Genomic DNA, 21,503 nt, shown 5'->3' on the forward strand with positions numbered 1-21,503 from the left:
CGTCCTGAGCATGACCGGCTTCCGCCTGACCGGCTTCTGCCCGACTGCGTACGGTCCCGTCTTTTGTACCGTCCCGTCAGATCATGCCGGACGGTCGCCTTCCTCGCCTGCCCCGCCCGGCACTTCCGCAAGCCCGTTGCGCTCGGCGGCCTTCTCCTCGGCGATCCGGCGGTGCTCGGCGGCCTTGGCCTCGTGGATGGCGGCCATGCGCAGGTGGTACGCCGGGTCGTCCTCCTCGTAGACGTCGGGGATGCCGTCGAGGTCCTCGTCGCGCTCCTCGGCCTCCCACAGCCTGCGGTACTTGGCGTTGCGCAGCTTCAGCAGGACGGTCGCGAAGGTCGCCGCGATCACCGAGCCCGTCAGGACGGCCGCCTTGACCTCGTCCGTGAGGGCCACGTCGCCCGCGAAGGCCAGCTCGCCGATGAGCAGCGAGACGGTGAAGCCGATGCCGGCGAGCGAGGCGACGGCGAAGACGTCCGCCCAGGCGAGGTCGTCGCTCAGCGAGGCGCGCGTGAAGCGGGCCGTCAGCCAGGTCCCGCCGAAGATGCCGATCGTCTTGCCGACGACGAGCCCGAGGACGACGCCCAGGGTCTCCGGATGGCCGAACACCGCCGCCAGCGCCCCGCCCGACACCGCGACCCCGGCGCTGAACAGGGCGAACATCGGCACGGCGAGGCCGGCGGACAGGGGGCGCACGAGATGTTCGACGCGCTCGCCGGGTGAGTGCTCCTCGCCCTCACGGGTGGTGCAGCGCAGCATGAGCCCCATGGCGACGCCGGCGATGGTGGCATGGACGCCGCTGTTGTACATCAGCGCCCAGATCACGACCCCGAGCGGCACGTACACGTACCAGCCGCGGACGCCGGCGCGCAGCAGGAGGTGGAAGACCACGAGGCCGGCCACCGCGCCGCCGAGGGCGGCGAAGTCGAGGGTGTTCGTGAAGAACACGGCGATGATCAGGATCGCGAACAGGTCGTCGACGACGGCGAGGGTGAGGAGGAAGGCGCGCAGCGCGCTCGGCAGGGAGGTGCCGATGACGGCGAGCACGGCGAGCGCGAAGGCGATGTCGGTGGCGGTCGGCACGGCCCAGCCGTCCGTGGAGCCGCCGCCGGTGAGGCTGGTGAGCGTGTAGACGAGCGCCGGGACGGCCATGCCGCACAGGGCGGCGACGACGGGCAGCGCGGCGGCCCGGGGGTCCCTGAGATCACCGGCGACGAGTTCGCGCTTGAGCTCGATCCCGGCGACGAAGAAGAAGATCGCGAGGAGTCCGTCGGCGGCCCAGTGGGCGACCGAGAGGTCCAGGCCGAGCGCCTTCGGGCCGAGGTGGAAGTCGCTGACGCTCTGATAGCTGTCGCGCAGCGCCGGGACGTTCGCCCAGACCAGGGCCGCGACGGTGGCGAGGAGCAGCAGGACTCCGCCGACGGTCTCGGTGCGCAGCGCGTCCGCGACGAAGGTCCGCTCGGGCAGCGACAGGCGTCCGAGGACCTTGCGGGGGGTGGTGCGGGGCGCGGCCACGGGGGAGACCTCCGGTCGGTGGGCAGGACGGAACGCTTGCCGACCAGACTTCCCGGCGCACCTGGTTGTTCAGCTTAGCCAAGGTGCGCGGGGAGGATTCCGGCGATCTCCACGTTAGGCGCGAAAGGGGCGCTCGGCGCGCTTGCTCCGCCGGGCGCCCCTGCGGTGCCGGGACCGCGGTGCTCAGTCCTCGCTCGGCGCCGCCGGCAGCTTGGCCTGGATGAGATCCATGACCGTCGAGTCCGTCAGCGTCGTGACATCGCCCAGCTGGCGGTTCTCGGCGACGTCCCGCAGCAGTCGGCGCATGATCTTGCCGGAGCGCGTCTTCGGCAGCTCCGCCACCGGCAGGACCCGCTTCGGCTTGGCGATCGGCCCGAGTGTGGCGCCCACGTGGTTGCGCAGCTCGTCTACGAGGCTCTCCGTCTCCGAGGCGGAACCGCGCAGGATGACGAAGGCGACGATCGCCTGCCCGGTCGTGTCGTCCGCGGCGCCGACCACGGCCGCCTCGGCGACCGACGGGTGCGACACGAGCGCCGACTCGACCTCCGTGGTGGAGATGTTGTGACCGGACACGAGCATCACGTCGTCGACCCGGCCCAGCAGCCAGATGTCGCCGTCGTCGTCCTTCTTCGCGCCGTCGCCGGCGAAGTACCTGTTCTCGAAGCGCGACCAGTACGTGTCGAGGAAGCGCTGGTCGTCGCCCCAGATGGTGCGCAGCATCGACGGCCACGGCTCGGTGAGCACCAGGTAGCCGCCCCCGCCGTCGGGCACCTCGTTCGCCTCGTCGTCGACGACGGTCGCCGAGATGCCGGGCAGCGGCGTCTGCGCGGAACCGGGCTTGGTCGCCGTCACCCCCGGCAGCGGCGAGATCATCATCGCGCCGGTCTCGGTCTGCCACCAGGTGTCGACGACCGGCGTCCGGTCCCCGCCGATGTGCTTGCGGTACCAGATCCAGGCCTCGGGGTTGATCGGCTCCCCGACGGAGCCCAGAACGCGCAGGCTGGACAGGTCGAACTTCGCGGGGATGTCGTCGCCCCACTTCATGAACGTGCGGATCGCGGTCGGCGCCGTGTAGAGGATCGTCACGCCGTACTTCTGCACGATCTCCCAGAACCTGCCCTGGTGCGGGGTGTCGGGCGTGCCTTCGTACATGACCTGCGTCGCGCCGTTCGCCAGCGGCCCGTAGACGATGTACGAGTGTCCGGTGACCCAGCCGACGTCGGCGGTGCACCAGTACACGTCGGTCTCCGGCTTGAGGTCGAAGACGGCGTGGTGGGTGTAGGCGGTCTGGGTGAGGTAGCCGCCGGACGTGTGCAGGATGCCCTTCGGCTTCCCCGTCGTGCCGGAGGTGTAGAGGATGAACAGCGGGTGCTCGGCCTCGAACGCCTCGGGCGTGTGGTCGGCCGACTGCCGTTCCACGACCTCGTGCCACCACACGTCACGGCTGTCCGTCCACGCTACGTCCTGGCCGGTCCGGCGGACGACGAGCACATGCTCCACGTTGTCGACCTTGGCGACCGCCTCGTCCACGGCCGGCTTCAGCGCGGACGGCTTGCCGCGCCGGTAACCGCCGTCGGACGTGATGACGATCTTCGCGTCGGCGTCCTTGATACGGGTGGCCAGCGCGTCCGCGGAGAAGCCGCCGAACACGACGGAGTGCGCCGCGCCGATACGGGCCGACGCCAGCATCGCGATCGCCGTCTCCGGGATCATCGGCATGTAGATCGCGACCCGGTCGCCCTTGCGGACGCCCAGCTCCAGCAGGGCGTTCGCGGCCTTGGAGACCTCGTCCTTCAGCTCGGCGTAGGTGAGGGCGCGGCTGTCGCCGGGCTCACCCTCGAAGTGGATGGCGACCCGGTCGCCGTGGCCGGCCTCCACATGCCGGTCGACGCAGTTGTACGCGACGTTGAGTTCGCCGTCCTTGAACCACTTCGCGAACGGCGGGTTCGACCAGTCCAGCGTCTCCGTCGGCTCCTTGGCCCAGGTCAGCCGGCGTGCCTGCTCGGCCCAGAAGCCGAGCCTGTCAGCCTTGGCCTGTTCGTACGCCTCCGCCGTGACGTTGGCGTTCGCGGCCAGCTCGGCGGGGGGCGCGAACCGGCGCTCTTCCCGGAGCAGGTTGGCCAGGCTTTCGTTGCTCACGACATCTCCCTTTCGAAGGGTGTCCGTTGTGTCCCAGGCCACACCTCATCAGACCCGGGGGCCCGGTGACAAGAGCTGCCGAAGAATTGGTATAGACCTGTTGAGCACCCTCTCGGCTCACCGCTGCCGCCCTGCGTCACTTCTTTCCACGGACGCCGACGGGGCGGGGTTCAGTGCCTGGCCGGCCCCTGCCCCATCGAGTGCGCCGCCCCTTGCCTGACCTGCGGTGACGACGCCGGTGCACGACCCGTGGTGACGACGCCGGTGCGCGACCCGTGGTGACGACGCCGGTGCGCGACCTCGCTCGACTCGAGGTCGCGCACCGGTGCCCTGCTCAGGCCGACGCGTTCGGCACCCCTACGTGCGCGAACACCCCGCCTCTCTCCTCTCCGGTCCCTCCGGTCCCGGTGAGTAGATACGCCTGGGCCTCGCCCACGTGGAAGTACATCCCGTGCAACTCCAGCGCCCCGTCCCGCAGGGCTCTGGCCACCGACTCATGGGCGCGCAGGTGCTCCAACTGCTGCACCACGTTGTTCAGGCAGAGCTGCTCGACCGCGTCGGCGGGCGCCCGCCCGGCCAGCCGCGCCCAGGGGCGGCCGTCGTCGGCCAGCCGCTCCAGGCTCGGCAGACCGTGCCGCAGCCACCGCTTCAGCGGGGTCCTGACCCCGCCGGGCTCGGCGTTCAGCAGCGCCTGCATCGCGCCGCACCCCGAGTGCCCGCACACCGTGATGGACCCCACCTCCAGCACGTCCACCGCGTACTCGATGGCGGCCGCCACCGAGTCGTCCCCGCTCTCCTCACCGGGCAGCGGTACGAGATTGCCCACGTTGCGCACCACGAACAGGTCACCGGGACCACTGGAAGTGATCATCGAGGTGACCACCCGTGAGTCGGCGCAGGTGAGGAACAGCTGCGACGGCCGCTGTCCCTCCCTGGCCAGCCGCGCCAGCTCGCCCCGCACCAGCGGCGCGGTGTTGCGCTGGAACGCGCTGATTCCACGGACCAGTTGCTGAGCGCTGGGCTCGCCCCCGAGGGACGTGGAGCCGAAGGGGGCGACGGGGTGGGCGGGCAGAGCGAGGGCGAGGGCGGGTTCTGGGGTCTCGGTGGGGCTGATGGGCTCGGTGTGGTGAGTGGGGGTGGCGGGGCCGGTGGACCCTGTGGGATCGGGTGAGGTGACCGGTTCGGTGGGTTCGGAAGGTTCGAGAAGTGACGCGGGCGTGGGGTGCCCGGAGGCCAGGGTGGGTGCGCCATCCGTGCCGCTGGTTCCCGCCGGCTCGGCGGAAGGAGTGGAGGAGCTGTCCGGCATCGGCGCGGCTGCCGGGCCCTCGCACTGGTGGTTGCGCCAAGGGGTCCAGGGGCGGCAGCGGCAGTCGGCGATCGTGCTGGGTGCGGTGCCGGGGTGGGAGGTGGTCGTAGGGGTGAGGGCTGATGTCGGGGACGAGGTCGGGTCGCACGTAGAAGTGGGGGGCGAGGGCTCGGTGGATGTGGAGTCGGTGTGCGGGGTGTCGGTACCGGTGCCGGCGCGGCGGCCGGTCAGTTCGACGGTGCCGCCTTGCGCGGTGTGCGTCTTCTGCCAGTCCTGCAGTGACTCGTATGCCGCGTGGTCCATGAAGGAGCCGTCCAACTCGACCACGACATGCGTGCCATGGGGCACCTGGTGCAGGACGCGGCTGAGCCGCGGGACCGCCAGGAACGTCAACTGTCCGCGAACGTGTACGTGATGCGCTCCTTCCTTTTCGTCGTGCGTGATGCGGGTGCGGGTGAGGCGGTGCAGGGAGACGGCGACGGCTACGGCGATGCCGAGCGCCACACCCTCCAACACGCCCATGACCACCACGCCGAGGGTGGTGACGGCGTACACGAGCACCTCTCGGTGGCGCGTCACCGTGCGAATGTGGTTCAGGGACACCATCTGGATGCCGACGGCCATCACCAGGGCGGCGAGCGAGGCGAGCGGGATGAGCTCCAGGAGCGGGACCATCAGCAGCGCGGCGACTACTACGAGAACGCCGTGCAGCATCGTGGAGTTCCGGCTGACGGCGCCGGAGTGCACATTCGCCGAACTCCGCACGGCCACGCCCGCGATGGGCAGTCCGCCGAGCGAGCCGGAGACGATGTTGGCGGTGCCCTGCCCGAGGAGTTCCCGGTCCAGGTCGGAGCGGCCGACGCGGGCCGGCAGCCCGGGGCGGGAGGCGATCAGCTTGTCCACGGCGACCGCGCCGAGCAGTGACTGCACACTGCACACCAGCGTGGTGGTGAGCACGGCGGCGGCGAGCCCGAGTACAGGTCCCTCGGGCAGGCCGGCCAGCGCGTGGCTGTGCCAGGAGGGCAGCTCGACTCTGGGCTGGGTCAGTCCGGCGAGCGCGGCGGTCGCGGTGGCGCCGGCGACGGCGACGAGCGCCGCGGGGACGGTTCGCAGCACCCGCCCTGCTCTGCCGGGCAGGCGGGGCCAGAGCATCAGCAGAGCCAGGGTCAGCAGGCTCACGGTGACGGCGGCCGGCCGTAGGTCGGTCAACTGGGCGGGCAGCGCCCGGAGGTTGTCGAGGACGGAGCTCTGCGGGTTGCCGCCGAGGACGATGTGCAGTTGGGCGACGGCGATGGTGACGCCGATGCCGGCGAGCATGCCGTGCACGATGGCGGGGCTGACGGCGAGCGCACTGCGTGCCACCCGCAGGCAGCCGAGGCCGAGTTGGGCCAGCCCGGCGAGAACCGTGATGGCGCAGGTCGTCCGCCAGCCGTAGCGGTGGATGAGGTCGGCGGTGACCACGGTCAGTCCGGCTGCGGGGCCGCTGACCTGGAGTGGGGAGCCGCCGAGCCGCCCGGCCACGATTCCGCCGACGGCGGCGGCGACGAGGCCGGCCTGCAGGGGCGCGCCGGTGGCGAGGGCGATGCCGAGGGACAACGGCAGGGCGATCAGGAAGACGGCGATCGCGGAGGACACGTCGGCGCCCTCGATGCGGAAGCGCCGGCGCCGGGGCGGCGGGCTGTGGGGTGGGTGGACGCGTTCGGTGTGCGTCGAGTCGGGTGTGCGGGTGGGGACGCAGGCTGACATGGTTCCCGTCTCCTCCGGGGCAGCGCGGTCGCGGAACAAGGTGTGCCCCCGTCGACGACGGGAGCGGTCGCGGCCGTGGGTCACGGCGTGCAGCGGCGGGATGAAATCAACGCTCGGTAAACAGATCGTAATGCAGAGTAAAGGCCAAGCATGGATTTTCCAGGCAAATAGGTCAATAGATCACTCCTGAGAGTGACGTGAGCCTTTTATCGGCTTGTCGTACTAACTCCTTCTCGGCCTCGTGCGACCTTGGCGGCGCTGTCGGCTCGTCCCGGCACGCCACCCGAGAACGCCCTCCCCGGCGTTGCCCGAGAGAAGGAAGAAGGTGGGCGGAAATGGCCGCCACCCAGAGGATCGCCGCCACCCGGAGGATCGCCGCGGGCGCCTTGGCCGCCGCGGCCGCAGCCGCGTCGCTCGCCGGTTGCACAACGGGAACCCGCACCGCGCACGGTTCCGGCGAGGGTGCCCCGGGCCCGCAGCGGGCGAAGCCGGCGCCGGCCCCCCAGAGCGCGTTCCGCCTGATCGGCGACGGCTCGACCGCGTACACGGGGGACCAGCCGCACCAGTCTCGCCCGGAACGCCTGAAGCCGGGGCAGAGACCCCCGCAGTTCGTCGTCTTCTCCTGGGACGGCGCCGGTGAGGACAGCCAGCGGCTGTTCTCCCACTTCCGCAAGGTGTCCAAGGCCAACAACGCCACCATGACGTACTTCCTCAGCGGCGTGTACCTGCTGCCCGAGGACCGGCGGGACCTCTACAAACCGCCTCAGCACTCCCCGGGCCGCTCCGACATCGGCTTCAACGACGAGCAGGGCGTCGCCGACACCGTGGAGCAACTGCGCCTGGCGTGGCTCGAGGGCAATGAGATCGGCACCCACTTCAACGGCCACTTCTGCGGCAAGGGCGGCGGCGTCGGCGAGTGGTCGGTCAAGGAGTGGAAGGCCGAGATCGCCCAGGCCAAGCAGTTCGTGAAGTCGTGGAAGACCAACACCGGGCTGACGGAGGCGGAGCCGCTGCCCTTCGACTACGACAAAGAACTCGTCGGCGCCCGCACCCCCTGTCTCGAAGGCCGGGAGAACTTCATGGCGGCGGCCCGTGACCTGGGCTTCCGCTACGACACCAGCGGCGTCAACAACCAGGTCTGGCCCGGGAGGAAGGAGGGCCTGTGGGACCTGTCCATGCAGCTCGTGCCCTTCCCGGGCCACTCCTACGAACAGCTCACCATGGACTACAACTTCATGGTGAACCAGTCCGGCGCCACGACCCAGGGAGACCCCGGCAAGCACGAGTTCTGGGGAAACCAGATGCGGGACGGCCTGCTCGGGGGCTTCCGGCGCGCCTACGACGGCAACCGGGCGCCGTTGATCATCGGCAACCACTTCGAGTCCTGGAACGGCGGCGTCTACATGCGCGCCGTCGAGGAGGTCGTGGAAAGCGTCTGCACCAAGGAGGAGGTGCGCTGCGTGTCCTTCCGGCAGCTCGCGGACTGGCTGGACGCCCAGGACCCGCAGGTCCTGGCCAGACTGCGCACCCTGGACGTCGGCGAGGCCCCGAAGCAGGGATGGGCCTCCTTCCTCTCCGACGCGCCCGTCCCGGCTCCGAAGGGCGCGCCCGGCGTCCCCGCAGCCGACCGGCAGTCCTCCGGTGGGGGTCGGGAAGGCTAGGGCGTGTTTCGAAACACGCCCTGGTGCCGCGGCAGGCGGGGCGCGGGTGACGGGGGCGACCGTGCCTCCAGCCGACGCGGTGTCAGGTCGTCACGCGGGCGCGGTGACGCTCTCGCCGAGGACGAAGCCGGGGTCGACCTGCGCGGCCAGGTCGACCCCGGTGCGCTCGTTCCCCCACGACTCGGCGTTCTTCACGTGGAAGTGCACCATCTGGCGCATGTAACGCTCCATGTCCCGCTGCCCATACGCCGAGTCGACGACGGTCCGCATCAGGTCCAGCGCGTGGCGGTTGGCGTCCTCCAGGAGGTCGAACCGGGGCGGCCGGCCCTTCTCCATGGCGCGCACCCAGTCCGAGTGCCCGACCGTCACCAGCAGGTCGTCCCCGACTTCGGCGCGGAGGAAGTCCAGGTCGTCCTGCCCCTGGACCTTGTTGCCGACGACTCTCAGCTCGACGCCGAAGTCACGGGCGTAGTCCTTGTACTGGCGGTAGACGGAGACTCCCCTCCGGGTCGGCTCGGCGACGAGGAACGTGATGTCGAAACGGGTGAACAGGCCGGAGGCGAAGGAGTCCGAGCCCGCCGTCATGTCGACCACGACGTACTCGTCGGGGCCGTCCACGAGGTGGTTCAGGCACAGCTCCACCGCTCCCGTCTTGGAGTGGTAGCAGGCGACTCCCAGGTCGGCGTCCGAGAAGCGGCCCGTGACCATCAAACGGACGGCGCCGCCGTCGAGTTCCACCGTCTTGGCGCAGGCGTCGTAGACCGGATTGCTCTCGCGGACCCGCAGCAACCGGGAGCCCTCGCCGGGCGGCGTCGTCTTGATCATCGTCTCGGCGGAGGCGATGCGGGGATTGGAGCCGCGCAGGTAATCCTTGATCAGCGGGAGCCGGTCGCCCATCGCGGGCAGTGCGGCGGCCTCCGCGTCATCCAGGCCGAGAGCGGTCCCGAGGTGCTGGTTGATGTCCGCGTCGAAGGCGAGTGCGGGGGCGCCCGTCGCCGCGAGGGACCGGATGAACAGGGACGACAGGGTGGTCTTGCCGCTGCCACCCTTCCCGACGAAAGCAATTTTCATGTTCACCAAGAGTAGTGCTGCGATAGCTGTAAGTGGCAGAGAGGCGTGAAGAAGACCACTCCATCGTGGGATGCGCACCACGGTTGCGTAGGGTCGTACCCATGAGTACGACAGGCGCGACCGCCGATCCGCTCGCGGCCCTGGGTTCGCTTCCCGGGGTGGCGGAGTCCGTGGAATCCGTGCGCAAGGCCGTGGACCGGGTCTACGGGCACCGTGTCATGCGCCGCCGCAGCACAGCGGTCACCTCCGAGGCCGCTCTGCGCGGGGCCCGCGGCTCGGCGGCGTTGTCCGGTGCGGACTGGGCCCTGGAGGAGGTCCGCAGGCGCAGCGACTTCGGCGCCGACGACCAGGCGCTCGCCGTGGGAGCGGCTCTGCGGTTGACCGCCGAGGCCGGGCAGCTGCTGTCCATCTGGCGGCAGTCACCCCTGCGCGTGCTCGCGCGGCTGCACCTGGTGGCCGCGGCGGACGAGGGGGACGAGGTCGGCCGGCCGCGGCAGGCGGGTGAGTCGGTCGACGAGCCGTTGATCGAGCTGGAGCTGCCGACCTCGGACGAGGTCGCAGGACGTCTGGACGGGCTGGCGCAGTTGATCGTGGCGGGGAGCTCCGCGCCCGCCCTGGTGATGGCCGCAGTGGTCCACGGCGAGCTGCTGGCGCTGCGCCCCTTCGTCTCCCGCAACGGTCTCGTCGCGCGCGCGGCGGAACGCGTCGTCCTCATCGGCAGCGGCCTCGACCCCAAGTCGGTCTGCCCCGCCGAGGTGGGGCACGCCGAACTCGGTCGGGCCGCGTACCTGGCGGCCCTCGAGGGCTACGTCTCGGGGACTCCGGAGGGCATGGCGGCCTGGATCACCCACTGTGGGCGCGCGATCGAGCTCGGCGCTCGCGAGTCGACCGCGGTGTGCGAGGCGCTCCAGCGCGGGGCGGCGTAGCGCAGGCGCGTGGCGGAATGGAAAAGGGCCCCGTGCGAGGGGCCTGAAAAGGGTTGCGGCGGTACGAGGATTCGTACCGCCGCTGGCATGCTCACCGGGTTACCAGGCGTCCTCGATATGTCGCCCATCAGGCCGGGAACTTTGCCCGTCACCTGGTGCGGCTGGCCCGTAATCGACGGGTCGACGTCGCGTGGGTGCCCAGTGCTCATGCTTCCGGTCCGTGGGGCCAAATGCGTTATTTAAGGTGATCCTTTCGGATGTCCTTGGTCTCGCGGGCCGTTGAGTCCTTTGTACTCCAGGACCCCGGTAAGCGGAACCCCCAGCTGCAGTTCTTTACTTTTACTCTCAAACAGGCGGCAAACGGGCGCTTCGCGGAGTCCGCCGACGGCTCGCTCCGGTCGGCGTCTTCGAGTGTGTGAATGCCTCAGACGATCGCGGCCCGGCGCCGGCTGGCGTACCAGACGAGGCCGGCGGTGGCGGCCGCCGCCCCTATGGCCGCCGCGGCGACCAGTACCGGGCGCGGCGGGACCGAGAGCGAGGGGATGCGCTGCTTGAGCCGCACCGGACGGTGGAAGTCGAGGATCGGCCACCCGCGCGCGACGGCCTCGCGGCGCAGGGCCCGGTCCGGGTTCACGGCGTGCGGGTGCCCCACCGCCTCCAGCATCGGCAGATCGGTCGCCGAGTCGCTGTAGGCGTAGCAGCGGGAGAGGTCGTAGCCCTCGGACTCGGCCAGTTCCTTGACCGCCTCCGCCTTGGTCGGGCCGTACGCGTAGTACTCCACCTCGCCGGTGAAGCAGCCGTCCTCGCCCACGACCATGCGGGTGGCCACCACGCGGTCGGCGCCGAGCAGCTCGCCGATCGGCTCGACCACCTCGGCGCCCGACGTGGACACGATCACGACATCGTGGCCGGAGGTGTGGTGCTCCTCGATGAGGGAGGCCGCCTCGTCGTAGATGAGCGGGTCGATCAGATCGTGGAGGGTCTCGGCCACGATCTCCTTCACGTGCTGGACGTTCCAACCGCGCACGAGCGCCGACAGGTACTCGCGCGTCCGTTCCATCTGGTCGTGGTCCATACCGCCCACGAGGAAGACGAACTGGGCGTATGCGGTACGCAAGGCCGCCCTGCGGTTGATCAGTCCGCCTTGGTAGAAGGACTTGCTGAAGGTGAGCGTGCTCGACTTCGCAATGACCGTCTTGTCCAGGTCAAAGAAGGCCGCTGCGCGGGGCAAGGAGTGGTTTTCCACACCCCAGAGCATAGGGGCAGCCCATTCGGCGTAAGGTGGGCGTGTGGGTTTGCCTGAGAAGGCTCTCGGGTACACCATGGAAGTCACGGATCGTTCGCGACCGTGCTAACCCGGTCCGGCTCCTCCCCCCCCGAGTCGGCCGTGGAGACGACCCCCGCTCTCCCCCCCGGCGGGGGTCGTCGCATGTCCGGGTGGGTTTTCTCGTTCTTCTCGCGGCCGACGTGCCGTACCGGGGCGGCTGCGGCCGCCCCTTTCGCATGCGCGACCTCCGTCACCGTGCGTAAGTATGGGACTCCTCTGCGGAAGTCGTACAGGGGCTGAGGCACTGGTCACCGGTATGAGTGACGGCGATATTCACAACGCCCCGCACGTCCACAGTTTTCCACCAAGATCCACACGATTTCCCGCTTCGCTACACCGTGATTCCCACGCGTTCGCTCGGGCCGAGTTCACGACCGGTTCCGTTTGCCGCACGCATAGGCCGGTTTCCGTCGGCCGTTCAAAGGGGGACCGGATGCCGGTTCTCCGCCAACGCAGGGGAATCGAGGGGCCGCTGGGACTGCGCGCCCCGCAGTGAAGGGGGACGCAGCATGACCGGAGCCGTCACGCACGAGTCGACGCCCACCGCCGGAGGACGGCAGGGCAGGCCGCTCATCGTCACCGAGGACGCGGTGCTCCTGGACGACCTGCTGCGGCTGTGCGCCGCTGCCGGCGCCACACCCGAGGTGCACCCGTCGGTGCCCAGGCAACGGGGTGGCTGGGAGTCCGCGCCGCTCGTCCTCGTCGGCGACGACGCCGCGCGGCGGGTGAGCGGGGCCGCCCGCAGGCGCGGGGTAGTCCTCGTCGGCCGTGATCAGGACGACTCCGGGGTGTGGCGCAGGGCCGTCGAGATCGGCGCCGACCACGTCTTGGTGCTGCCCGACGGTGAGCAGTGGCTGGTCGACCGGATCGCCGACGTCGCCGAGGGCGTCGGCCGGCCCGCCCTCACCGTCGGTGTCGTCGGCGGCCGCGGCGGGGCCGGAGCGTCCACGCTCGCCTGCGCTCTCGCCGTGACCTCCGCACGTGAGGGCGTGCGCACCCTCCTCGTGGACGCCGATCCGCTGGGCGGCGGAATCGACGTACTCCTCGGCGGCGAGACCGCCGAGGGCCTGCGGTGGCCGGCGTTCGCCGCCTCACGCGGGCGCGTCGGCGGCGGAGCCCTGGAGGAGTCGCTCCCCAGGCTGCACCACCTGCGGGTGCTCAGCTGGGATCGCGGCGACTGCGTCGCCATCCCGCCCCAGGCCGTGCGCGCGGTGCTCGCGGCGGCCCGCCGCCGGGGCGGCACGGTCGTGGTCGACCTGCCGCGCCGTGTGGACGACGGCGTCGCGGAGGTCCTCGCCCAGCTCGACGTCGGGCTCCTCGTGGTCCCCGCGGAACTGCGAGCCGTCGCGGCGGCCGGCCGGGTGGCCTCCGCCGTCGGCATGGTCCTGCGCGACCTGAGGGTGGCGGTGCGCGGCCCCTACGCCCCCGGACTCGACGACCGCGAGGTGGCCCGGCTGCTGAACCTGCCGCTGGCCGGCGAGGTGCCCGTCGAGTCGACCCTGTTGCGTCCGGACGGCGGGAAAGCACCGCCTGGAGCGGCCGCGCGCGGGCCCCTCGCCCGCTTCTGCAAGGAGTTCTGGGAGCGGGCGCTGGCCGAAGCGGGTGGCGTATGAGCACAGCTCCCGGACTCGAACGGCCGAAGGGCACCGGAACGCTGCTCGACGGCGTACGGCAGTGGCTCGCGGAGAGCGGCGCCGAACCGACGCCCGCGCGCGTCGCGCAGGCCCTGCGGGAACAGGGGCGGGTCCTCGGAGACGCCGAGATCCTCGGCACGGCCGAGCGGCTGCGGTCAGAGCTGGTGGGCAGCGGACCGCTGGAGCCCCTGCTGACCGATCCGTCGGTGACGGACGTCCTGGTGTCGGCCCCGGACCGGGTCTGGGTGGACCGCGGAGGCGGCCTGGAGCTCAGCAACGTCTCCTTCCCGGACGCGGCGGCCGTACGACGCCTCGCGCAGCGGCTGGCGGCGGTGGCCGGACGGCGCCTGGACGACGCCCGGCCGTGGGTGGACGCACGGCTGCCCGACGGGACCCGGCTGCACGCGGTGCTGCCCCCGGTCGCCGTCTCCTGCACCTGCCTCTCACTGCGGGTGGTGCGGCCCCGGGCGTTCACGCTCGACGAACTGGTGGCCGCCGGCACGGTGCCGCCGGGCGGGGACGAGGTGCTGCGGGCCGTGCTGCGGGCACGGCTGTCGTTCCTCATCAGCGGGGGCACCGGCAGCGGCAAGACGACCCTGCTCAGCTCCCTGCTCGGGCTGGTCGGCCCGAAGGAGCGGATCGTGCTCGCGGAGGACTCTGCGGAGCTGCGACCGGATCACCCGCACGTGGTCCGGCTCGAGACCAGGCCCGCCAACCAGGAGGGAGCCGGGCTCGTCACGCTCGAGGATCTCGTCCGACAGGCCCTGCGGATGCGGCCCGACCGGCTGGTGGTGGGCGAGGTCCGGGGACGAGAGGTCGTCGATCTGCTGGCCGCCCTCAACACGGGGCACGAGGGCGGCTGCGGGACGGTTCACGCCAACGCCGCCGCGGATGTGCCGGCCCGGCTGGAAGCGCTCGGCACGGCGGCCGGACTCGACCGGGCCGCGCTGCACAGCCAGGTGGCGGCCGCGCTGTCCGTGGTCCTGCATCTCGTGCGGGACCCGGCCGGGCGGCGGCGGATCGCCGAGGTGCACGTGCTGGAACGGGACTCCTCGGGGCTGGTGCGGACCGTGCCCGCGCTGCGCTGGCGGGCGGAGGCCTTCGCGTACGAACGGGGCTGGGAGCGGCTGCGGGAGCTGTTGCGGGGCGAATGGGAAAGGCCGGGCGAGGCAGGAGGACGGGCTGGTGAGCGTGGTGCGTGAGACGCCGGTGGCCGCGGCGCTGGCCTGTGTCGGAGCGGCGATCTGCCTGTGGGGAGGGCCGTATCCGGCGGCCAGGAGGGCGCAGTTGATGCTGGCCGGGGGTGGGGTGGTCGGTGGTGGGCCGAAGCCCTGGCGTGAACTCGCCGGTGAGCTGCGCCGGTTGCGCGGCCGGTGGCGGCCGCAGTGGTGGGCGCTGGTCGTCGCCGCGGTGGTGGCCGTGCTGGGCGGTTCGGTCCTTCCGGTCGTCGCGGGGGCGGCGGGAGTGCCTCTCCTGCGCCGGCTGTGCCGGGCCCGCGAGGTGCGGCGGGCGGGGGAGGGGCGGGCGGACGCCGTGATCGCGCTGTGTGCGGCGCTCGCGGGGGAGGTGAGGTCGGGACGGCAGCCGGGCGAGGCGTTGCAGCGGGCCGCCCGCGACTCGGGCGGGCTGGGCGAGGCACAGGCGGCGGTGGTGGCGGCGGCACGCTTCGGCGGCGACGTGCCCGACGCGCTCTCCGTCGCAGCGCGGCAAGCGGGGGCCGACGGCTTGCTGGGGCTCGCGGCGTGCTGGCGGGTGGCCGTGGACCAGGGAGCGGGCCTCGCGTCCGGACTGGACCGGCTCGAAGCGGCGCTGCGTGCGGAGCGAGATCAACGGGCGGATCTGCGAGCGCAGTTGGCGGGCGCCCGCTCGACGGCGGTGATGCTGGCCGGCCTGCCGGTACTGGGCCTCCTGCTGGGCACCGCGCTCGGCGCCGACCCGTTACGCGTCCTGCTGCACACGGGGGCGGGGCTGGGGTGCCTGCTCGTCGGCGGGGTGCTGGAGGGGGTGGGGATGTGGTGGGCGATGCGGATCGTGCGGGGCGCGGAGGAAGTGTGAGGCGAGGGGTGGATGCCGGGCTCGGAGGAGGTGCCAGGCGGGGCCGGTGGCCGGTCTCTGCGGGAGTGCGAGGCGGGGAAGAGGGCCGGACGCGGAGGCGGTGTGAGAGCAGGAGTGGCAGTAGCGGCTGGGCGTTGGGGTGAGTCGGGCGGGGGCGACGGGAGGAAGGCAAGCGATGGGTGAGCAAGTTGTCCACAGGCTGGGGGTGGCGGTGTGGGTCGTCTCGTGTCTCGCGCTCGTGCTGGCGTGGCTGGCGCGATGGCTCGACACCGTGCGGCGGGAGCGGAGGGCGCGGCAGCGGCTGGCCGTCCTGCTCGCCCTGCCGGCGGCGCGGACGCCCTCACGCCGTGGCGTGGGGGAAGCCGTGCGGCGCCGACTCCCCCTGGCCGCGGTGGTGGGGGCCGGGTGGGTGGTGGTCGGAGGCGTCGGCGGGCTGCTCCTCGGGCTGACTGCCGCGGTCGGACTGTGGCATTGGCGGCGTCGGCAACAGGCGACCGGTTCCGTGAGTGAGGCGGAGGCGCGGGTCGCCGCCAGGCAACTCCCCCTTGCTGCAGACCTGTTGGCCGCCTGTATCGCCGCCGGCGCGGGGCCGGTGATCGCGGCTCAGGCGGTGGGGGAGGCGCTGGGCGGCCCGGTGGGCGAAGGGCTGGCGCGCGGTGCTGCCGAGGTGAGACTCGGCGGCGAACCCGCCACCGCCTGGCGGAGGTTGGCCTCCGCTCCGGGCGCGGTCGCCCTGGCCCGGCTCTTGGAGCGGGCCGACGAGTCGGGCCTCCCGGCGGCAGTGCCGGTCGCCCGCATCGCAGCCGACGCCCGCGCCGACTGGGCTCGTGCCGGCACCGCACGGGCCCGGAGGGCGGCCGTCATGGTCTCGGCGCCGGTGGGGCTGTGCTTTCTGCCCGCCTTCATCGCCGTGGGCATCGCGCCCGTCGTGATCGGCCTGGCGGGCGAGGCGCTGGGAGGAGGTGGGCCATGACAAGCGGGTGACGGACGACCGTCAACGGCACGGCAGCCCGGCCGCACACGGCGGCGAGCAGAGCCACGCGACACGACTCAACGACAGCTCAACAACAGAGCGACACAGCAAGCGGACAACGGGAACGAGCCTCACGGGGGTTGAGATGAGCAAGGCGGTACGGGCGCGGTTTCGTGCCCTGGTGCGCAGGATGCGGGCGGCGCGGCGGGACGAAGGGATGGTGACGTCCGAATACGCGATGGGCATCGTCGCGGCGGTGGCCTTCGCGGTGATCCTCTACCAGGTGATCACGAGCGGGACCGTCACCGAGGAGTTGCAGGCGATCGTGAAGCGGGCGCTCAGTGCGCAGACGTGAGTGCGCGTGGGCGCGCGGTACGGACCGGGGGTTCGTGACGGCGGAGTCCGCGGTGGTGTTGCCGGTTCTGGTGGCGTTCGCGATGGCGCTGGTGTGGGGGCTGCTCGTCATGGCGGCTCAGATCCAGTGCGTGGACGCGGCCAGGGCCGGCGCCCGGGCGGCAGCCCGGCAGGATCCCGAGGGCGCGGTCGTCGCGATGGCCCGCGAGATCGCGCCGAGAGGGGCGCGGGTGACGGTCATCAGGGAGGGCGATCGGGTCCGGGTGACGGTCGCGGCGGAGCCGCCGGTGCTACGGGGGCTGCCGTTCGAGGTGAGAGAGGAGGCGGTGGCGGCGGCCGAGGACGTGGGAACGGGGGCGGTCACGGAGACGCAGGCGGTGGCGGCGGGATCGGGTGCGGAGTGGGAGAAGGCGGAGACAGGACAGGGCGCGGGACCACAGGAGGCGGGGCCAGGTGTGAGGTCAGGGACCGAGTCGGAGTCGGGGGCGGACGGGGAGGGGGAGCCGTGAGATGTCGTCGAGTGCGGGTGGGGCGAGGGCTCGGCGTCGGCAGGTGCGGGCGCCGCCGCATCGAGGGTGACCGTGGCTCCGCGACCCTGTGGAGCCTCGGTGCGATCACGGTGTTGTGTGTGGTGTTCGGCGTCGTGCTCGCCCTGGGCCAGGCCGTCGTCGTCCGGCACCGCGCCGCCGGCGGTGCGGATTTGGCGGCGGTCGCCGCAGCGGACCACTGGATGGACGGTGCTGCGGCGGCCTGCGCCCGGGCGGAGCGGGTGGCTCGGGCACAGGGCGCGCGGTTGGTGCGGTGCGTGATCGTGGGCGAGGTGTCCGACGTGACGGCGGCGTCCGGACGGGGGCCGTTCACGGCAGAGGTCAGAGCGAGGGCAGGCCCACCCAGCGCACAGACAGTGGCCCCGGAACCATCGCCCAGGGATTCCGAGGCCCCTGACACGCCCAGCGGCATGGCCGGCTCCTCCGACCGGGCCTCGCACCAGCCGCCCGGTTCGCCCACAGCCCCGAGCAGGCCCGCTCGCCTGAGTTCTCCAGGGCCACGGTCACACAGCCCCCCTCACTCCGGGCCAGCCGCCCACGCCGACCACCCCGGGGCTCGCCCAGCCGCACAACACCCCTACTCCCCTGCCTGCGCCGCCCCCTTCTCCTCCGGCGCCCCCCGCAGCAGTTCCGTGAGCAGGCGTACTGCGCCCGCCTTGTGCAGTGGGTCGTTGCCGTTGCCGCACTTGGGGGACTGGATGCAGGACGGGCAGCCGGCCTCGCACTCGCAGGAGGCGATGGCCTGGCGGGTGGCGGTCAGCCAGGCGCGGGCCGTGTGGAAAGCGCGCTCGGCGAAGCCCGCGCCGCCGGGATGGCCGTCGTAGACGAAGACCGTGGGGAGGAGGGTGTCGGGGTGGAGCGGGATCGACACGCCGCCGATGTCCCAGCGGTCGCACGTCGCGAAGAGGGGCAGCATGCCGATGGACGCGTGCTCGGCGGCGTGCAGGGCCCCGCCGAGGATCTCCGGGTTGATCCGGGCGGCGTCCAGCTGGTCCTCGGTGACCGTCCACCACACCGCGCGAGTGCGCAGCGTACGGGGAGGGAGGTCGAGCTTCGACTCGCCCAGCACCTCACCGGTGATGACACGCCGGCGCAGGAAGGAGACCACTTGGTTGGTGACCTCGACGGAGCCGTAGCACAGGCGGCCGTCGCCCCAGGGGATCTCGACGTCCGTCTCCAGGACGGAGATCGCCGTCGTGTCGCGGGCGACCGTCGCATACGGCGGGGCGGCCTCCTCGACGAGGGCCACCGAGTCCTCCAGGTCCAGTGACCGCACCAGATACGTACGGCCCTGGTGCAGGTGGACGGCGCCCTCGTGGACGGTGGAGTGGGCGGCGCCCTCGTCGACCGTGCCGAGCAGACGGCCCGTGCCCTCCTCGACGATCTGCACCGGCCGGCCGCCCTCGCCGCGGATGTCGGTGAGGTCGGCGGCCCGCTCCCGGCGGGTCCAGTGCCAGGCCTTCGTCCGGCGGCGCAGCAGTTTCGCGGCCTCCAGCTGCGGCAGCAGCGCCTCGGTCTCTGGGCCGAACAGCTCAAGGTCGTCCTCCGTCAGGGGGATCTCCGCGGCGGCGGCGCACAGGTGGGGGGCGAGCACATAGGGGTTGTCGGGATCGAGGACGGTGGACTCCACCGGGCGGTCGAACAGCGCCTCCGGGTGGTGGACCAGGAACGTGTCCAGCGGGTCGTCGCGGGCGACGAGCACGGCCAGCGCGCCCTGTCCGGCCCGGCCCGCGCGGCCTGCCTGCTGCCACAGGGAGGCGCGGGTGCCCGGGTAGCCGGCGATGAGGACGGCGTCCAGGCCGGAGACGTCGATGCCGAGCTCCAGGGCGGTGGTGGCGGCCAGTCCGAGGAGTTCGCCGGAGTGCAGGGCTTGTTCCAGGGCGCGGCGTTCCTCGGGGAGGTAGCCGCCGCGGTAGGCCGCGACACGCCGGGCGAGGGAGCGGTCGACCTCGGCGAGCCGCTCCTGGGCGATCACGGAGATCAGCTCCGCGCCGCGACGGGAGCGGACGAAGGCGACCGTGCGGACGCCCTGGACGGCGAGGTCGGTGAGGAGGTCCGCGGTCTCGGCGGTGGCGGTGCGGCGGACGGGCGCGCCCTTCTCGCCCCGCATTTCGGTGAGCGGGGGCTCCCACAGGGCGAACACCAGTTCACCGCGGGGTGAGGCGTCGTCGGCCACCTCGACCACCGGGAGGCCGGTCAGGCGGCCGGCGGCGACCGCGGGTTCGGCGGCCGTGGCGGAGGCCAGCAGGAAGACGGGGGAGGCGCCGTACCGCGCGCACAGCCGGCGCAGCCGGCGCAGCACCTGGGCGACGTGGGAGCCGAACACGCCGCGGTAGGTGTGGCACTCGTCGATGACGACGTACTTGAGCGACTTCAGGAAGGAGGACCAGCGGGGGTGGGACGGGAGGATGCCGCGGTGCAGCATGTCCGGGTTGGTGAGGACGTAGTTGGCGTACTGGCGGATCCATTCGCGTTCCTCGAACGGAGTATCGCCGTCGTACACGGCCGGGCGAACCGCGTTGCCGAGTGGTTGTGAAAGTTTTTTCACCGAACGGCACTGATCGGCCGCGAGGGCCTTCGTCGGGGCCAGGTACAGGGCGGTGGCGCCGCGCCCGTTGGGGGCCTCGGCGCCATCCAGGAGCGCCGAGAGGACCGGCACCAGGTAGGCCAGGGACTTGCCGGAAGCGGTGCCCGTCGCGACGACCACCGACTCGCCGTCCAGGGCGTGTTCGGCGGCCTGGGCCTGGTGGGCCCAGGGGTGTTCGATGCCGCACGCCTGAAGCGTCGCGATCACTTCCGAGCGAATACGGTCAGGCCAGACGGCATGACGACCCTCGCGCGGGGGCAAGTGCTCCGTATGAGTGATGCGCGACGCCCGGCTCGGTCCCGGGGCGAGCCGGTCCAGGACCGTGCCCGGCGACAGGCGGGGCGCGGGCTGTGCCGGGGGTCGATCGGATCGGTGATTCTTGGCCATCGGCACCGAGTGTGTCACTGGCGTGACGGACAATGGAGCCAAGGCGTCGTGCACGCCTGCCGGTAAGTGATTGAATGCCATCGCGGCTGGCGAACCGTCCCGGGGGCTCCTGCCGAGGTGTCCCGAGGGGCGACCGCTCGATAGCAAGGTGCTGGAGGATCCGTGGACCTGTCCCTGTCGACCCGTACCGTCGGCGATCGTACGGTCGTCGAGGTCGGTGGCGAAATCGACGTATATACCGCGCCCAAGCTGCGCGAGCAGCTGGTCGAGCTGGTGAACGACGGGAATTTCCACCTCGTCGTCGACATGGAGGGCGTGGACTTCCTCGACTCCACCGGGCTCGGCGTGCTGGTCGGCGGTCTGAAGCGTGTGCGTGCCCATGAGGGCTCGTTGCGCCTGGTGTGCAACCAGGAGCGCATTCTGAAGATCTTCCGCATCACCGGTCTCACCAAGGTGTTCCCGATCCACACCTCGGTCGATGAAGCGGTGGCGGCCACCGACTGACCAGCCGGTCCGGGGCATGCCGGCAGGCGGCCCCGGTCGGCACAGTTGAACACCGGGGGACCGGGCCTGGCAGCCCGGCCCCCCGACAGCACGCCCGTAGTTCCGAGGGGGATGCATGGCCACCGTTGAACTCCGCTTCAGTGCGCTGCCCGAGCACGTCAGGACCGCCCGACTGGTGGCGGCGGCGGTGGCGCGCAGGGCCGGAGTGGACGAGGCCGCTCTGGACGAGGTCAGGCTCGCCGTGGGCGAGGCCTGTTCCCGTGCCGTCGGACTGCATCAGAGCGGCGGCATCAGCGCGCCGGTGAAGGTGTCCCTCATCGAGGACGAGAAGCAGTTCTCCATCGAGGTGGGCGACGAGGCCCCGCACGCGGTCCCCGGCGACCAGGCGGCGGGCGCGGAGGCCGAAGCCGAGGCCGAGGAGGACGAGATGGGCCTCGCGGTCATCAGCGGCCTCGTGGACGACGTGGAGGTCTCCGCCGGCGAGCACGGCGGGCTGATCCGCATGACATGGCCGGCCGCACTGCCCGCCACGCCGCTGCCCTGAGCGACCTGAAGCACCCCTGATCGAAGGGCCCTACCTCGTAGGGCCCTTCGGCATGTGCGCACCCTGTCACCGGCGCTTACAGTGGACCCAAGATTCATTTCGATGGAAGTGAATCTTGCGCAATGAATCATGCCCTGAAATTCGTGAAGCAATTCACGATCATCGGCGACCGTGGACGACTGTATTCGCGCGTGAATTCCGTTTGCCGCGCACTGTTTTGATCAGG

16 protein-coding genes and 1 pseudogene are annotated in these 21,503 nt (G+C 71.7%); 11 read left to right on the top strand and 6 right to left on the bottom strand.

The window, feature by feature from the left end; all coding sequences use genetic code 11:
• Positions 1–81: 81 nt before the first annotated feature.
• The 3 genes from nhaA to ACFYXA_RS31830 form a co-directional block, all read right to left on the bottom strand.
• Positions 82–1,515: a Na+/H+ antiporter NhaA gene (gene nhaA / locus ACFYXA_RS31820; RefSeq protein ID WP_389039451.1), complete on the bottom strand. Its 1,434-nt coding sequence runs from the start codon at positions 1,513–1,515 to the stop codon at positions 82–84.
• 183 nt (positions 1,516–1,698) lie between these two features.
• The gene (gene acs / locus ACFYXA_RS31825) at positions 1,699–3,654 is read right to left on the bottom strand and encodes an acetate--CoA ligase (RefSeq protein ID WP_389039454.1); all 1,956 of its coding nucleotides are present in this window, start codon (positions 3,652–3,654) and stop codon (positions 1,699–1,701) included.
• Between the two features lie 334 nt (positions 3,655–3,988).
• The gene (locus ACFYXA_RS31830; RefSeq protein WP_389039457.1) at positions 3,989–6,706 is read right to left on the bottom strand and encodes a SulP family inorganic anion transporter; all 2,718 of its coding nucleotides are present in this window, start codon (positions 6,704–6,706) and stop codon (positions 3,989–3,991) included.
• Positions 6,707–7,041: 335 nt separating this feature from the next.
• On the opposite strand from ACFYXA_RS31830, the gene ACFYXA_RS31835 reads away from it, so the two are divergent.
• Positions 7,042–8,367, top strand: coding sequence for a hypothetical protein (locus ACFYXA_RS31835; RefSeq protein WP_389039460.1), 1,326 nt, complete (start codon positions 7,042–7,044; stop codon positions 8,365–8,367).
• Positions 8,368–8,457: 90 nt separating this feature from the next.
• On the opposite strand, the gene ACFYXA_RS31840 is transcribed toward ACFYXA_RS31835, so the two are convergent.
• The gene (locus ACFYXA_RS31840; RefSeq protein ID WP_389039463.1) at positions 8,458–9,438 is read right to left on the bottom strand and encodes an ATP-binding protein; all 981 of its coding nucleotides are present in this window, start codon (positions 9,436–9,438) and stop codon (positions 8,458–8,460) included.
• A 101-nt stretch (positions 9,439–9,539) separates the two neighbouring features.
• On the opposite strand from ACFYXA_RS31840, the gene ACFYXA_RS31845 reads away from it, so the two are divergent.
• Positions 9,540–10,364 (top strand): oxidoreductase, encoded by an 825-nt coding sequence (locus ACFYXA_RS31845; RefSeq protein ID WP_352244833.1) that lies wholly within the window; start codon positions 9,540–9,542, stop codon positions 10,362–10,364.
• 424 nt (positions 10,365–10,788) lie between these two features.
• On the opposite strand, the gene ACFYXA_RS31850 is transcribed toward ACFYXA_RS31845, so the two are convergent.
• Positions 10,789–11,622 carry an HAD family hydrolase gene (locus ACFYXA_RS31850; RefSeq protein ID WP_389039466.1) on the bottom strand — a complete coding sequence of 278 codons (834 nt, stop codon included), beginning with the start codon at positions 11,620–11,622 and terminating at the stop codon, positions 10,789–10,791.
• Positions 11,623–12,200: 578 nt separating this feature from the next.
• Between ACFYXA_RS31850 and ssd the strand changes: the two genes are divergently transcribed.
• The 7 genes and pseudogenes from ssd to ACFYXA_RS31885 form a co-directional block, all read left to right on the top strand.
• Positions 12,201–13,304 carry a septum site-determining protein Ssd gene (gene ssd / locus ACFYXA_RS31855; RefSeq protein WP_130438514.1) on the top strand — a complete coding sequence of 368 codons (1,104 nt, stop codon included), beginning with the start codon at positions 12,201–12,203 and terminating at the stop codon, positions 13,302–13,304.
• Positions 13,301–14,527, top strand: coding sequence for a TadA family conjugal transfer-associated ATPase (locus ACFYXA_RS31860; RefSeq protein ID WP_389039471.1), 1,227 nt, complete (start codon positions 13,301–13,303; stop codon positions 14,525–14,527). Before ssd ends, ACFYXA_RS31860 begins: the two co-directional genes overlap by 4 nt.
• Positions 14,520–15,380 (top strand): type II secretion system F family protein, encoded by an 861-nt coding sequence (locus ACFYXA_RS31865; protein WP_389039686.1) that lies wholly within the window; start codon positions 14,520–14,522, stop codon positions 15,378–15,380. The genes ACFYXA_RS31860 and ACFYXA_RS31865 overlap by 8 nt, the downstream gene beginning before the upstream one ends.
• 175 nt (positions 15,381–15,555) lie before the next feature.
• Positions 15,556–16,353, top strand: coding sequence for a type II secretion system F family protein (locus ACFYXA_RS31870; RefSeq protein ID WP_389039474.1), 798 nt, complete (start codon positions 15,556–15,558; stop codon positions 16,351–16,353).
• Between the two features lie 145 nt (positions 16,354–16,498).
• Complete coding sequence (locus ACFYXA_RS31875; RefSeq protein ID WP_352244939.1) at positions 16,499–16,708, top strand: DUF4244 domain-containing protein; 210 nt, start codon at positions 16,499–16,501, stop codon at positions 16,706–16,708.
• 34 nt (positions 16,709–16,742) lie between these two features.
• Complete coding sequence (locus tag ACFYXA_RS31880) at positions 16,743–17,216, top strand: TadE family type IV pilus minor pilin (RefSeq protein ID WP_389039477.1); 474 nt, start codon at positions 16,743–16,745, stop codon at positions 17,214–17,216.
• A gap of 17 nt (positions 17,217–17,233) precedes the next feature.
• Positions 17,234–17,606 (top strand): annotated as a pseudogene (locus tag ACFYXA_RS31885) (Rv3654c family TadE-like protein); the annotation flags it as partial.
• A gap of 226 nt (positions 17,607–17,832) precedes the next feature.
• On the opposite strand, the gene ACFYXA_RS31890 reads toward ACFYXA_RS31885, so the two are convergent.
• Complete coding sequence (locus tag ACFYXA_RS31890) at positions 17,833–20,310, bottom strand: DEAD/DEAH box helicase (protein ID WP_389039480.1); 2,478 nt, start codon at positions 20,308–20,310, stop codon at positions 17,833–17,835.
• Between the two features lie 81 nt (positions 20,311–20,391).
• Between ACFYXA_RS31890 and bldG the strand changes: the two genes are divergently transcribed.
• Complete coding sequence (gene bldG, locus ACFYXA_RS31895; RefSeq protein WP_009189842.1) at positions 20,392–20,733, top strand: anti-sigma factor antagonist BldG; 342 nt, start codon at positions 20,392–20,394, stop codon at positions 20,731–20,733.
• Positions 20,734–20,848: 115 nt separating this feature from the next.
• Positions 20,849–21,277, top strand: coding sequence for an ATP-binding protein (locus ACFYXA_RS31900; protein ID WP_351090485.1), 429 nt, complete (start codon positions 20,849–20,851; stop codon positions 21,275–21,277).
• Positions 21,278–21,503: the final 226 nt, after the last annotated feature.

The organism is Streptomyces sp. NPDC002566 (assembly GCF_042889585.1).
Taxonomy (GTDB): Bacteria; Actinomycetota; Actinomycetes; order Streptomycetales; family Streptomycetaceae; genus Streptomyces.

Coding starts and splice junctions, on each gene's coding strand:
- ACFYXA_RS31850 (WP_389039466.1), bottom strand. CDS start 11,622: ATGCTCTGGGGTGTGGAAAACCACTCCTTGCCCCGCGCAGCGGCCTTC.
- ACFYXA_RS31900 (WP_351090485.1), top strand. CDS start 20,849: ATGGCCACCGTTGAACTCCGCTTCAGTGCGCTGCCCGAGCACGTCAGG.
- ACFYXA_RS31860 (WP_389039471.1), top strand. CDS start 13,301: ATGAGCACAGCTCCCGGACTCGAACGGCCGAAGGGCACCGGAACGCTG.
- ACFYXA_RS31845 (WP_352244833.1), top strand. CDS start 9,540: ATGAGTACGACAGGCGCGACCGCCGATCCGCTCGCGGCCCTGGGTTCG.
- ACFYXA_RS31875 (WP_352244939.1), top strand. CDS start 16,499: ATGAGCAAGGCGGTACGGGCGCGGTTTCGTGCCCTGGTGCGCAGGATG.
- ACFYXA_RS31890 (WP_389039480.1), bottom strand. CDS start 20,310: ATGGCATTCAATCACTTACCGGCAGGCGTGCACGACGCCTTGGCTCCA.
- ACFYXA_RS31870 (WP_389039474.1), top strand. CDS start 15,556: ATGGGTGAGCAAGTTGTCCACAGGCTGGGGGTGGCGGTGTGGGTCGTC.
- ACFYXA_RS31840 (WP_389039463.1), bottom strand. CDS start 9,438: ATGAAAATTGCTTTCGTCGGGAAGGGTGGCAGCGGCAAGACCACCCTG.
- ssd (WP_130438514.1), top strand. CDS start 12,201: ATGACCGGAGCCGTCACGCACGAGTCGACGCCCACCGCCGGAGGACGG.
- ACFYXA_RS31835 (WP_389039460.1), top strand. CDS start 7,042: ATGGCCGCCACCCAGAGGATCGCCGCCACCCGGAGGATCGCCGCGGGC.
- ACFYXA_RS31830 (WP_389039457.1), bottom strand. CDS start 6,706: ATGTCAGCCTGCGTCCCCACCCGCACACCCGACTCGACGCACACCGAA.